This is a genomic window from Streptomyces sp. NPDC058662, assembly GCF_042716255.1.
Taxonomy (GTDB): Bacteria; Actinomycetota; Actinomycetes; order Streptomycetales; family Streptomycetaceae; genus Streptomyces.
Genome location: NZ_JBHXRU010000035.1, coordinates 27,263 through 40,167 on the forward strand (window position 1 = coordinate 27,263; position 12,905 = coordinate 40,167).

10 protein-coding genes are annotated in these 12,905 nt (G+C 70.5%); 8 read left to right on the forward strand and 2 right to left on the reverse strand.

Annotation, left to right across the window (positions count from 1 at the left end; genetic code table 11):
* Nucleotides 1–486 precede the first annotated feature (486 nt).
* The 8 genes from ACFWUQ_RS15340 to ACFWUQ_RS15375 all read left to right on the forward strand — a co-directional run bounded on the left by ACFWUQ_RS15340 (nt 487) and on the right by ACFWUQ_RS15375 (nt 10,842).
* On the forward strand, nt 487–4,191 hold the full coding sequence (locus ACFWUQ_RS15340; protein WP_384537958.1) for a nitrate- and nitrite sensing domain-containing protein: 3,705 nt from the start codon (nt 487–489) through the stop codon (nt 4,189–4,191).
* 9 nt (nt 4,192–4,200) lie between these two features.
* The gene (locus tag ACFWUQ_RS15345) at nt 4,201–4,614 is read left to right on the forward strand and encodes a roadblock/LC7 domain-containing protein (RefSeq protein WP_069922098.1); all 414 of its coding nucleotides are present in this window, start codon (nt 4,201–4,203) and stop codon (nt 4,612–4,614) included.
* A gap of 151 nt (nt 4,615–4,765) precedes the next feature.
* Complete coding sequence (locus ACFWUQ_RS15350) at nt 4,766–5,158, forward strand: DUF742 domain-containing protein (RefSeq protein ID WP_007266775.1); 393 nt, start codon at nt 4,766–4,768, stop codon at nt 5,156–5,158.
* On the forward strand, nt 5,139–5,723 hold the full coding sequence (locus ACFWUQ_RS15355; RefSeq protein ID WP_384537961.1) for an ATP/GTP-binding protein: 585 nt from the start codon (nt 5,139–5,141) through the stop codon (nt 5,721–5,723). The genes ACFWUQ_RS15350 and ACFWUQ_RS15355 overlap by 20 nt, the downstream gene beginning before the upstream one ends.
* 293 nt (nt 5,724–6,016) lie before the next feature.
* Nucleotides 6,017–9,208 carry a nitrate- and nitrite sensing domain-containing protein gene (locus ACFWUQ_RS15360; protein ID WP_384537963.1) on the forward strand — a complete coding sequence of 1,064 codons (3,192 nt, stop codon included), beginning with the start codon at nt 6,017–6,019 and terminating at the stop codon, nt 9,206–9,208.
* Between the two features lie 10 nt (nt 9,209–9,218).
* Nucleotides 9,219–9,632, forward strand: a complete 414-nt coding sequence (locus tag ACFWUQ_RS15365) for a roadblock/LC7 domain-containing protein (protein ID WP_267717653.1) — start codon at nt 9,219–9,221, stop codon at nt 9,630–9,632.
* A gap of 93 nt (nt 9,633–9,725) precedes the next feature.
* On the forward strand, nt 9,726–10,277 hold the full coding sequence (locus tag ACFWUQ_RS15370) for a DUF742 domain-containing protein (protein WP_384537966.1): 552 nt from the start codon (nt 9,726–9,728) through the stop codon (nt 10,275–10,277).
* Nucleotides 10,258–10,842, forward strand: a complete 585-nt coding sequence (locus ACFWUQ_RS15375; RefSeq protein WP_109781528.1) for an ATP/GTP-binding protein — start codon at nt 10,258–10,260, stop codon at nt 10,840–10,842. The genes ACFWUQ_RS15370 and ACFWUQ_RS15375 overlap by 20 nt, the downstream gene beginning before the upstream one ends.
* Before the next feature lie 197 nt (nt 10,843–11,039).
* On the opposite strand, the gene ACFWUQ_RS15380 is transcribed toward ACFWUQ_RS15375, so the two are convergent.
* On the reverse strand, nt 11,040–11,243 hold the full coding sequence (locus ACFWUQ_RS15380) for an acyl-CoA carboxylase subunit epsilon (RefSeq protein ID WP_384537969.1): 204 nt from the start codon (nt 11,241–11,243) through the stop codon (nt 11,040–11,042).
* A gap of 17 nt (nt 11,244–11,260) precedes the next feature.
* Entirely contained in the window at nt 11,261–12,844 is a 1,584-nt protein-coding gene (locus tag ACFWUQ_RS15385) for an acyl-CoA carboxylase subunit beta (RefSeq protein ID WP_384537972.1), read from the reverse strand.
* Nucleotides 12,845–12,905: the final 61 nt, after the last annotated feature.

Below are 12,905 nucleotides of genomic sequence, written 5' to 3' on the forward strand. Positions count from 1 at the left end.
CTGAATCCCCGACTCAACCGGGAAGTAATGGCCATGGCTGTGTGAGTTTGCTCACCCGTGACCCGACAATCCCGACATACCAGACAGTGGTTCTGACCCGAAAAAACGGACATTGTGCCACTGAATGAGCCATTCCGCTCCTGATCATCTCGACTGGGACACCTTGCCGGACCGAGTGTTTGGTCGACGTAAGTCCGAATTCTCCCCATAGTCGCTCCACATGGCGTAGCCCTCCCGTCACGACGCGTGACCGACCTCGCGGGCCGACACGCGCACCTTGTTGGAGATCCGCCTCTGTGCTGGAATTCGCGGGACCGCCGCGGGAAACAGCCGGCGCGCAGGTGGCGCGACACAGCGCCGAGCGCGGCGGCAAGGAGAGGGAGACGCGCCGGTCACCGACGACCACCATGGGGCGTTCCGCCCCACGACTCGACACCGTCCCACCGGTCGCCCGGCGGGACGCCTGGTCCAGAGGTTGCGACGCTAGTGCAGGGACGATTCAAGAGGGATGGCAGCGCTGCGGCGGAGCAGGAGCCGCGCGGCGGGACCGACCGTGGCTCCTCGCCCCAGCACGCCCAGAACCGCGGGCCGGCTGTAGAGGGCGCGGGCCCGGACTCCTCCGCCTCGTTGAAGGCGAAGGGCCGCGGCAGGGCCGCCAAGGGCAAGGGCCAGGACAAGGCCGGCTCGGTCGAGCAGCAGGACGTGGCGATACCGAAGGCCCCCAGCGGGCCCGGTTCTCGTCTGGCCATGCAGAACTGGCGCATCAGCACGCGACTGGTGTCGCTGCTGACCCTGCCGGTCGTCGCCGCCACCACGCTCGGTGGCGTCCGCATCAACGACTCGCTCAACGACATCGCGCAGCTGGAGCACATGCAGCTGCTGACGACGATGACCCGGCAGGCCACCAACCTGGCCGCCGCGCTCCAGGAGGAGCGCGACAAGTCCGCCGGTCCGCTGTCGATCGACAAGTCGGGCAAGCCCAACAGCACCGTCGACGGCGTCCGCGCGACGACCGACGCGGCCGCCACGTCCTTCGCCGCCGCGACCGACCGGGTCGACGGCGTCACCGACAAGGACGAGACCCTCAAGTCGATCCGCAACAACATCCTGCAGATCGGCCGCCAGCTCACCAACATCGAGGAAATCCGGCGCAAGGCGTACGCCAACGGCGCCCAGCAGACCGTCACCGAGTACAACGCGCTGATCGTCTCGCTGCTCTCGCTGTCGCAGGACATGGCCCAGGCCACCTCCAGCCCCGAGATGATCAAGCGCACCCGTGCCCTGGCGGCGTTCTCCTCCGCCAAGGAGTACGCCTCGATCCAGCGCGCGATCATCGCCGCCTCGCTCCCCAGCAGCAATGCCGAGCAGGGCGAGCTGAAGGAGAACGACCGGCTCTACGCCCTCTCCGCCCTCAAGGGCGAGAGCCAGGCGAAGACCACCTTCACGCTCGTCTACCAGGGTCGGCCCGAGGAGCTCCTCGCCGCGCTCGGCGACGGCAACACCGAGATCGCCAGCGCCGACCACTACGCGCGCCGCGTGCTGAGCACCAAGGACCAGTTCGCCAAGGAGAAGAACCGGTCCTGGATGGACTGGTACGACTCCGACGACAACAAGCTCCAGGCGATGAAGGTCATCGAGCTGACCCTGCTTGAGGACATGGAGCAGAAGGCCCGCGAGCTCAAGAACGAGTCGCAGCAGGACGCCATCATCAACGGTGCGCTGATCCTCCTCGTCCTCGGTGTCTCGCTCGTCGGCGCATTCGTCATGGCGCGCTCGATGATCCGCTCGCTGCGCCGCCTGCAGGACACCGCGACCCGGGTCGCCCAGGACCGTCTGCCGGAGCTCGTCAAGCAGCTGTCGGAGTCCGACCCGCAGGACGTCGACACATCCGTGGAGTCGGTCGGCCTGCACACCCGCGACGAGATCGGCCAGGTCGCCGCGGCCTTCGACGACGTGCACCGCGAGGCCGTCCGCCTCGCCGCCGAGCAGGCCCTCCTGCGAGGCAACGTCAACGCGATGTTCACCAACCTCTCGCGCCGTTCGCAGGGCCTCATCCAGCGCCAGCTCTCACTCATCTCCGAGCTGGAGTCGCGCGAGGCCGACCCGGACCAGCTGTCCTCGCTCTTCAAGCTCGACCACCTCGCGACCCGCATGCGCCGTAACGGCGAGAACCTCCTCGTCCTCGCGGGCGAGGAGCCGGGCCGCCGGTGGACCCGCCCCGTCCCGCTCGTCGACGTGCTCCGTGCCGCCGCGTCCGAGGTGGAGCAGTACGAGCGCATCGAACTCTCGTCGGTGCCCGGCACCGACGTGGCCGGCCGCGTCGTCAACGACCTCGTGCACCTCCTCGCCGAGCTGCTGGAGAACGCCACCTCGTTCTCCTCGCCGCAGACCAAGGTCAAGGTGACCGGTCACGCGCTGCCCGACGGCCGGGTGCTCGTCGAGATCCACGACACCGGTATCGGCCTCTCCCCCGAGGACCTCGCCGCGATCAACGAGCGGCTCGCCGCTCCGCCGACCGTGGACGTCTCGGTCTCCCGCCGCATGGGCCTGTTCGTGGTCGGCCGCCTGTCCCTGCGACACGGCATCCGCATCCAGCTGCGCCCGTCCGACTCCGGCGGTACGACGGCGCTCGTCATGCTCCCGGTCGACGTCGCCCAGGGCGGCAAGAAGCCGGCCCCGATGCCGGGCCAGGCCGGCGGCGCCCAGGGCGCCCCGGGGGCCCAGGGTTCCGTGGCCGGTGCGGGCGCCCGTCCGTCCGTCGGCGGCGCCCCGCAGCGCGGCCAGGTCCCCTCGGGCAACCAGCGCACCGCTCTGCCGGGGCGCGACGGTTCCACCGGCCCGCAGGGCGGACGGCCCGGCCCGCAGGGCGGTCCGGGTGCTTCCGGCGGCCGCCCGCAGCAGGGTGCGACCACCTCCGGCCAGGGCCAGGGCGCCTTCGGCGCCGGTGCGCCGCTGGCGGCCCGCGGTCCGCAGGCCCGGCCGACGGGGGCTCCTCCGGCAGCCGGCCCCGCCGGATTCCCGCAGGGCAGCGGCTTCGAACGCCCTCAGCAGAACCAGCAGCCGCAGCACCAGCCGTCGCAGCACCAGCAGCCGGCCGCCCCCGCGCCGGCCCAGGGTCCGGGACAGGGCCAAGGTCCGGGACAGGGCCAGGCTCCGGGACAGGGCCAGGCTCCCGCGCCGCGCGGCGCCCGGCCGCAGCTGCCGCCGCGAGGTGGCGCCGCGCGTCCGGAGCTCCCCGGTCCGCAGGCCACCAGCTGGGGTGCCGACCAGGCCCGCGGCCACGACGAGCTGTCGGGCCCCGGTTCGACCGCCGAGTTCGCCCGCCCCGACTTCAACGCCCCCGCGCCCCAGGCGGACGGCGGCAACAGCACCACCGGGCAGTTCGAGCGTCCCGACGTACGGGGTTCCGTGAACCCGTCCGCCACGGGCCAGTTCGAGCGTCCCGAGCTGCGCGGCCCCGCAGACCCGTCCTCGACGGGGCAGTTCGCCCGGCCCGGTACCCAGGCCCAGCGGCCCGGCGGCCCGGGAGTCGGCGGATTCGCCCAGGCGCCGCAGCAGCCCCAGGGCGGCCGGCCCGGCGGCGGGTACGCGCCCGTACCGCCGGCCTCCCGGCCCGAGGCGCCCCGGCTGCCGCAGGCCCACCGGCCGGAGGCCCTGCCCCCGGCCCGGAACGCCGGTGACGGCCGCAGTCCGATCTTCGACACACTGGAGTCGAACTGGTTCCGCGAGGAGGGGCAGCAGCCCGCCGCGCAGGGGCCGTCCGTACCCCAGCAGCCGCAGCAGTCCGCTCCGGCGTTCCCGGCCCCGCAGCAGCAGCCGCTGCCGCAGCGCGGCCAGGAGCCCGCGGCCGAGCCCGCCGCGACGGCGACCGGCAGCATGCCGACCGTCAGCTGGCGGTCCTCGCCGAACGACGAGCTGATGCGGCAGGCCGAGCGCGTGCGCCAGCCCGCCGCCGGCGGCATCACGACCTCGGGGCTGCCCCGCCGGGTCCCGCGGGCGAACCTCGTGGCCGGCACCGCGCAGCAGCAGGCCGAGGCGCAGCCCGGTCCGCAGGTCTCCCGGGCGCCGGATGACGTCCGCGGCCGTCTGACCAACCTCCGACGCGGTATCCAGCAGGGCCGTCAGGCCGGCAACAGCGGTCCGGCGACCGGCAGTTACCAGATCGACCCCACTTACCAGCAGGAGCGATAGTTGAGTTCGATGAGCCAGGCGGCACAGAACCTGAACTGGTTGATCACCAACTTCGTGGACAACACCCCCGGGGTGTCCCACACCGTGGTGGTCTCCGCCGACGGACTCCTTCTGGCGATGTCCGAAGGGTTCCCCCGCGACCGCGCCGACCAGCTGGCGGCCGTGGCCTCCGGACTGACCTCGCTGACCGCGGGCGCCTCCCGCATCTTCGAGGGCGGCGCCGTCAACCAGACCGTGGTCGAGATGGACCGGGGCTTCCTGTTCCTCATGTCCGTCTCCGACGGGTCCTCGCTGGCCGTGCTCGCGCACCCCGAGTGCGACATCGGCCTCGTGGGCTACGAGATGGCCCTCCTCGTGGACCGCGCGGGCAGCGTCCTCACCCCGGACCTGCGCGCGGAACTGCAGGGAAGCCTGCTCACCTGACAACCCCCCTCTCGGCCGGACGGTACTTCCGGCCGGGGGACCCGGGCCCACGCCCCGGGAACCCAGTACCCCCGACAGGCCGTCATTACGCCCCCCACCGGCCGCCCCGTCAGACGGCACGCTGACCACTGCTGTCCAGCCCGGAGGATCAATGACCCCGCCCCCCGCCTATCCCGACGCGTACGGAGACTCGTACTCGGAAGGCGACCAGCCGCTGGTGCGTCCGTACGCGATGACCGGCGGCCGGACCCGGCCCCGCTACCAGCTCGCCATCGAGGCCCTGGTCAGCACCACGGCCGATCCGATGCACCTGTCCGGCCTCCTCCCGGAGCACCAGCGCATCTGCACGCTGTGCCGCGAGGTGAAGTCGGTCGCGGAGGTCTCCGCACTGCTGTCGATGCCGCTCGGTGTCGCCCGGATCCTCGTCGCCGACCTGGCGGAGGCCGGAATGGTGGCCATCCACCAGCCGGGCAATGGAGAGGCCGGCGGCACGCCGGACGTGACACTGCTCGAAAGGGTGCTCAGTGGACTTCGCAAGCTCTAACGGCGGAGCGGCTCCCCGCTCCACCACCTCCGCGAAGATCGTGGTGGCGGGCGGCTTCGGCGTGGGCAAGACCACGTTCGTCGGCGCCGTCTCCGAGATCAACCCGCTGCGCACCGAAGCCGTCATGACCTCCGCCTCGGCAGGAATCGACGACCTCACCCACACCGGTGACAAGACGACCACCACCGTCGCCATGGACTTCGGGCGCATCACCCTCGACCAGGACCTGATCCTGTACCTCTTCGGTACACCCGGCCAGGACCGCTTCTGGTTCATGTGGGACGACCTCGTCCGCGGCGCCATCGGCGCCATCGTCCTCGTCGACACCCGCCGCCTCGCCGACTGCTTCCCCGCCGTCGACTACTTCGAGAACAGCGGCCTGCCCTTCGTCATCGCCCTCAACGGCTTCGAAGGACACCAGCCCTACACCCCCGAAGAAGTCCGCGAAGCCCTCCAGATCGGCCCCGACGCCCCCATCATCACCACCGACGCCCGCCACCGTGCCGACGCCAAGAGCGCCCTCATCACCCTCGTCGAACACGCCCTCATGGCCCGGCTCAAGTAGCGGGGCCGTACCTGCCGTGCGGGAGGGGCGGGCTGTGTCTTCCGACACGGCCCGCCCCCGTCGTTCATAACGTTTCGACAGACAATTGCCGCCGATCGGCCACCCGGTGCGTTCGGTTGGTACCGCTACGCGCACAACTCCCCTCATTTTTGCTGCAGGACGCTCTTTATGTCCGATTTATGTGGGGCATAAGGCTCTGGGCCGCGCCGAATTCAACTGTTTGGAACACAGCAGTCACCCGTGCTGGAATTCAACGAACTAGCTAGTAGCACCGCCGAGAGGTTGTTGGTCGAGTGAGGCGAAGCAACTCAAGCCCCGCGGATGAACCCGCGCGTGGCAACTTCACCCCGCCGCCGCGAGCGGCCGCGTCGCCCGTCGACGTGCCCGTGGATCCGCCCGCGAGCAGCGGGAGCACCAGCAGGTTCTCGCCCCGCAACTGGCGTGTGCCGACCCGTCTGAACGCGATCCTGCTCGTCCCCGCCCTGGTGGGTCTGGTCATGGGCGGCTTCCAGGTGAAGGGCTCCATCGACACCTGGAACGAGGCCAAGGACGCCGAGAAGATAGCCAAGGTCGTCCAGGCCGCCTCCGAGTACAGCCAGGCGCTGCTCAACGAGCGCGACCTGACGGCCGCGCCCCTGCTGAGCGGCGACACCAAGAGCGAGGTCGTCACCAAGGCCTACGGGGCCACCGACGCCGCCAAGGTGAAGTTCGACCAGGCCGTCCAGGACATGCCCGACAAGCAGGGCCTGGACCGCCGCCTCGCCCTCTTCCGCACGGACGAGCCGAAGCTGAAGCTCGTCCGCGAGAACGCCTACGTCCAGGCCCGCGAGAGCGCCAAGAAGAACCTGCCGACCCTGCCCGGTCCCATCCCGACCGAAGAGGGCTATGTGCTGGTCCAGCACTACCTCATGCAGTTCGCCAACGAGCTCGGCCTCGGCACCGGCAACGTGACCTCGTACGGCCGCATGGTCTACGCGATCCAGCTGGCCAAGGCGGCCAACTCGCTGCAGCGGTCCGTCGGCACCCACCTCCTGGTGCGGCCCAACCCCGACGAGAACATCCGCAAGTCGCAGCTCGTCGCCTTCTCCTCGTACGCCTACCTCGAAGAGATCGCCATCGGCGAGTACGTCGCCGCGGGCACCGAGGAGGACACCGCCCGCCTCAAGGAGGTCATGGCCCAGAAGACGAAGGACGGAGCCGCAGCGCTCGCCGACGCCAAGGGCCAGGCCGAACTCGCGGGCAAGGAGTTCAAGGCCCCGCCGGTCATCAACGACTCGGCGCTGCTGGGCATGACCGACGCCATCGCCAGCGGCGAGAAGAACACCACGCTCGCCAGGAACGGCACCACGCCGCAGTTCTGGCAGTACGCCGCCACCGCGAAGTTCGACGGCTACGACCAGATCGAGAAGGAACTCCTCGACAAGGCCATCAAGGACGCCGTCGCGATCTCCGACGAGGCCCGCAACGACGCCATCGTCAACGGCGCCATCGTCGTCGTGGCCCTGCTCGCCGCCTTCATCCTGGCGGGTCTCATGGCCCGCCAGATGGGCCGCGCGATGCGCCGCCTGCGCGGCGCCGCCTTCGACATCGCCGAGCAGCGCCTGCCGATGCTCGTCGACCAGCTCTCCCGCACCGATCCCGGCAAGGTCGACACCCGCGTCCTGCCGATCCCGATCGACTCCCGGGACGAGATCGGCGAGGTCGCGCGCGCCTTCGACCAGGTCCACCGGGAAGCGGTACGGCTCGCGGCCGAGCAGGCCCTCCTGCGAGGGAACGTCAACGCGATCTTCACGAACCTCTCCATGCGCAACCAGTCGCTGATCGAGGGCCAGCTGACCCTCATCACCGACCTGGAGAACAACGAGGCGGACCCGGACCAGCTGGAGAACCTCTTCCGCCTGGACCACCTGGCCACCCGTATGCGCCGCAACGGCGAGAACCTCCTCATCCTCGCGGGTGAGAACCCGGGCCGCCGCTGGGACCAGCCGGTGCCCCTCGTCGACGTGCTGCGCGCCGCCTCCTCCGAGGTGGAGCAGTACGAGCGCATCGAGCTCTCCGGCGTCTCCGACGCCGAGATCCACGGCCAGGCCGTGACCGACCTCGTGCACCTCCTCGCCGAGCTCCTGGAGAACGCCACCACGTTCTCCTCCCCGCAGACCAAGGTCCGCGTCAACGCCACCCGGCTGCCCGACGGCCGCGTGATGGTCGAGATCCACGACAAGGGCATCGGCCTCACCGCCGAGGACTTCGCGGACATCAACCACAAGCTGGCCAACCCGCCGACCGTGGACGCCGCGATCTCGCAGCGCATGGGTCTGTTCGTGGTCGGCCGGCTGGCGGACCGGCACAGCATCCGCGTCCAGCTGCGCCCCTCGGGCGAGGCGGCCGGCACCACCTCGCTGGTCATGCTCCCCGACGCCATCACCCACGGTGGCGGTGGCGAGGGCGTACCGGACGACGACTTCACGGTCTCCTCGATCATCCCGGAGCAGCGGAGCCAGCAGGCCGCCCCGCTGCGCACCGCCGCGGAGCTCGGCTTCGACGACTCGCGCTACGACGCCCCGGGCTCCTCGGGCCCGTCGGTCGACCCGGTCGTGCGGTCCCTGGGCCGCGAGGAGCGCCGGGCGTCCCTGGAGGCGCAGGTCGGCTTCCCGCAGGGTCAGGAGCAGTACGCCGAGCCCGCCGCCCAGGACTATCCGGAACCCCAGCCGGAGCACGGGTACCAGCAGTACCAGGGGTACGAGCAGCAGCCCGAGCAGGGCTACAACGGCTCGTACGAGGCTCCGGGGGCCCAGCAGGGCTACGAGGGATACGCGCAGCAGGACTACGCTTATCCGGAAGCGGGCTACCAGGACCAGCCGCAGGCCGCCCCGTCCTACGACGGCGGCTACGAAGCCCGGCCCGAGCAGGCCCAGTGGCCCGAGCAGAACACGTATCCCGCTGGCTACCAGCAGGATTACGGGACCGAATCGGAATCCCCGGCCGGTCCCGAAGCAGCCCCGGAGCGCGTAGGCTTCGACCGTCCGGAAGCCGCTGCCGACACCGGTCACCAGGTGACCGGAGCGGGACTGCCGCGCCGCGGCAGCCAGCAGCAGTGGCAGCCGGCACAGCAGGAAGCGGAGTCCGCCGGATCCCTCTTCGAGCAGCGGCCCAAGCGTCAGCAGACGCCCGCTGAACCGGAGCGGTCCCCGGAGGAGACGGAAGGCACGGCGGCTTGGCGTTCACGCAACGACGAGCGCTGGCAGCAGGCCGGAAAACTCCGTGAGCCGAAGGCCGGCGGGGTCACCCCCTCCGGTCTCCCTCGGCGGGTGCCCAAGGCCAACCTGGTCGAGGGCGTGGCGGAGACGACCCCGCAGGGCGGCCCCCAGGTCTCCCGCGCTCCGGAGGACGTCCGCGGCAGGTTGAGCAACCTGCGGCGGGGTGTCCAGCAGGGACGCAATGCGGGTTCTGAGCAGTCAAGTAACAGCTATGACCAGGAGCGTTAGTGTGAGCCCGATGAGCCAGGCGGCACAGAACCTGAACTGGTTGATCACCAACTTCGTGGACAACACCCCTGGGGTGTCCCACACCGTGGTGGTCTCCGCCGACGGACTGCTTCTGGCGATGTCCGACGGGTTTCCGCGGGACCGCGCCGACCAACTGTCGGCCGTGGCCTCCGGACTGACCTCGCTGACCGCCGGCGCCTCCCGCATCTTCGAGGGCGGCGCCGTCAACCAGACCGTGGTCGAGATGGACCGGGGGTTCCTGTTCCTCATGTCCGTCTCCGACGGATCGTCCCTCGCGGTACTGGCGCACCCCGAGTGCGACATCGGCCTCGTGGGCTACGAGATGGCTCTTCTGGTGGACCGCGCGGGCAGCGTCCTCACCCCGGACCTGCGCGCGGAACTGCAGGGCAGCCTTCTCAACTAACAGACAGGCAGTGCGTTTCGCGCCATCGCACCATAGGGTGCGGTGGCGCGGTTCCACAGGGAGTACTGCGCATTTGGAGTCGGAGGAGGAGACGTGACAACACCCGGAGGACATCCCTATGGCGGCGCACAGCAGCCGCAGGGTGGGCACGACCAGAACCGCTTCAACTTCCCGTCTGCTCCCAGCCGGCCCGTCCAGGAGCACAATCCCTACCAGCAGCAGCCGTACGGCCAGCCGCAGCAGCCCCACGTACCTTCGCAGCAGCAGCCGCCGCGCGCCGCGCGGCAGCCCGCTCCGAAGGCGCACAACCCGCTGGTGCGTCCGTACGCGATGACCGGCGGCCGGACCCGGCCGCGTTACCAGCTCGCCATCGAGGCGCTGGTCAGTACCACGGCGGACCCCGCGCGCCTGCAAGGGCAGTTGCCCGAGCACCAGCGCATCTGCCGCCTGTGCCAGGAGATCAAATCCGTCGCGGAGATCTCGGCACTTCTCTCCATTCCTCTTGGTGTCGCCCGCATCCTCGTCGCCGACTTGGCGGAGGCGGGCCTTGTCGCCATTCATCAGCCCGGCGGCGACGAGTCTGCCGGCGGCCAGCCAGATGTGACACTGCTCGAAAGGGTGCTCAGTGGACTTCGCAAGCTCTAACGGCGGAGCGGCTCCCCGCTCCACCACCTCCGCGAAGATCGTGGTGGCGGGCGGCTTCGGCGTGGGCAAGACCACGTTCGTCGGCGCCGTCTCCGAGATCAACCCGCTGCGCACCGAAGCCGTCATGACCTCCGCCTCGGCAGGAATCGACGACCTCACCCACACCGGTGACAAGACGACCACCACCGTCGCCATGGACTTCGGGCGCATCACCCTCGACCAGGACCTGATCCTGTACCTCTTCGGTACACCCGGCCAGGACCGCTTCTGGTTCATGTGGGACGACCTCGTCCGCGGCGCCATCGGCGCCATCGTCCTCGTCGACACCCGCCGCCTCGCCGACTGCTTCCCCGCCGTCGACTACTTCGAGAACAGCGGCCTGCCCTTCGTCATCGCCCTCAACGGCTTCGAAGGACACCAGCCCTACACCCCCGAAGAAGTCCGCGAAGCCCTCCAGATCGGCCCCGACGCCCCCATCATCACCACCGACGCCCGCCACCGCGCCGACGCCAAGAGCGCCCTCATCACCCTCGTCGAACACGCCCTCATGGCCCGGCTGCGGTAAGAGGCTGCTCCGCGCCGCCGAAGGCTTCCGAAAGGCCCCCCGTGTCACGGACCGGGGGGCCTTCGCCGTCCGCCGGGAGGCGGGGGCGGGAGGCGCGGGCGCGGGCCGTGGGCGCGGGGCGTGGAGCCGTGGGTCCGGACAGCGCGAAGGCCCCGCGCCCGGGAGACGGGTGCGGGGCCTTCGGTCGTGCTCGGGACTCAGCCCTGCCAGCTGTGCGGCGCCCGGAAGCCGGGCGTGCGCTCCAGGCGGCGCCAGCCGGCCTGCGAGCGGCCCGTGCGGGCCGAGGCGTCCTCGGGGGTGGCGGCGGCGCGGGCGAGCAGGATGGCGGTGATCGCGGCCAGCTCCTCCGGCTCGGCGTGGCCCTTCTCGACGCGCAGCAGGGTGTCGGTGGCAATGCTCATCGTTGGCAGGTCTCCTTTTACTGCGGCGGGTTGCCGTGCTTGCGCGACGGCAGGTCGGCGTGCTTGTTGCGGAGCATCGCGAGGGCGCTGACGAGGACTCCGCGGGTCTCGGCGGGGTCGATGACGTCGTCGACGAGGCCTCGCTCGGCCGCGTAGTAGGGGTGCATCAGCTCGGCCTTGTACTCCTTGACCATGCGGGTGCGCATGGCCTCGGGGTCCTCGGCGTCCGCGATCTGCTTGCGGAAGATGACGTTGGCGGCACCCTCGGCGCCCATGACGGCGATCTCGTTGGTGGGCCAGGCGTAGGTGATGTCGGCGCCGATGGACTGGGAGTCCATGACGATGTACGCGCCGCCGTAGGCCTTGCGCAGGATCAGCGAGATCCGCGGGACGGTGGCGTTGCAGTACGCGTACAGCAGCTTGGCGCCGTGGCGGATGATGCCGCCGTGCTCCTGGTCGACGCCCGGCAGGAAGCCGGGGACGTCGAGGAGGGTGATGATCGGGATGTTGAAGGCGTCGCAGAGCTGGACGAAGCGCGCCGCCTTCTCCGAGGCGTGGATGTCCAGGACGCCGGCCAGGTGGCCGGGCTGGTTGGCGACGATGCCGACGACCTGGCCGTCGAGCCGGGCCAGGGCGCAGATGATGTTGCGGGCCCAGCGCTCGTGGATCTCCAGGACGTCGCCCTCGTCGACGAGCTCCTCGATGACCTTGAGCATGTCGTACGGGCGGTTGCCGTCCGCGGGCACCAGGTCCAGCAGGACCTCCGAGCGGCGGTCCGCCGGGTCGTTGGTCTCGTGGACGGGCGGGTTCTCGCGGTTGTTGGACGGCAGCATCGTGATGAGGTAGCGGACCTCGGCGATGCAGGTCTCCTCGTCGTCGTACGCGAAGTGCGCGACGCCCGAGGTCTCGGCGTGCACGTCCGCGCCGCCGAGGCCGTTCTGGGTGATCTCCTCGCCGGTCACCGCGCGGACGACGTCCGGGCCGGTGATGAACATCTGCGAGGTCTCGCGGACCATGAACACGAAGTCCGTCAGGGCCGGGGAGTAGGCCGCGCCGCCGGCGCAGGGGCCCAGCATGACCGAGATCTGCGGGATGACGCCGGAGGCCTTGGTGTTGCGCTGGAAGATGCCGCCGTAGCCGGCGAGGGCGGAGACGCCCTCCTGGATCCGGGCGCCGGCGCCGTCGTTCAGGGAGACCAGTGGGGCGCCGGCCGCGATGGCCATGTCCATGATCTTGTGGATCTTCGTGGCGTGGGCCTCGCCGAGGGCGCCGCCGAAGATGCGGAAGTCGTGCGCGTAGACGAAGACCGTGCGGCCCTCGACGGTGCCCCAGCCGGTGATGACACCGTCGGTGTAGGGCTTCTTGTTCTCCAGGCCGAAGCCGGTCGCGCGGTGGCGGCGCAGCTGCTCGACCTCCCGGAAGGAACCTTCGTCGAGCAGCAGCGCGATGCGCTCGCGGGCGGTGAGCTTGCCCTTGGCGTGCTGGGTCTCGGTCGCGCGGTCACTGGGGCCGCGCCGCGCCTGCTCGCGGAGGGAGTGCAGCTCGGCCACGCGCCCACGGGCGTCCGTCGGCTCGCTCGGGGTCTGGTCCACAACGGTCATGTACCGACCTTACGAAGCGCGCGGTCAAAAACCTCCGTTGATACCGCACAGTCTCAGCACT

What these genes read in the sequence shown, in the direction of transcription:
- ACFWUQ_RS15385 (WP_384537972.1), bottom strand. Translation starts at nt 12,844, where the DNA reads ATGACCGTTGTGGACCAGACCCCGAGCGAGCCGACGGACGCCCGTGGG.
- ACFWUQ_RS15380 (WP_384537969.1), bottom strand. Translation starts at nt 11,243, where the DNA reads ATGAGCATTGCCACCGACACCCTGCTGCGCGTCGAGAAGGGCCACGCC.
- ACFWUQ_RS15350 (WP_007266775.1), top strand. Translation starts at nt 4,766, where the DNA reads ATGACCCCGCCCCCCGCCTATCCCGACGCGTACGGAGACTCGTACTCG.
- ACFWUQ_RS15345 (WP_069922098.1), top strand. Translation starts at nt 4,201, where the DNA reads ATGAGCCAGGCGGCACAGAACCTGAACTGGTTGATCACCAACTTCGTG.
- ACFWUQ_RS15365 (WP_267717653.1), top strand. Translation starts at nt 9,219, where the DNA reads ATGAGCCAGGCGGCACAGAACCTGAACTGGTTGATCACCAACTTCGTG.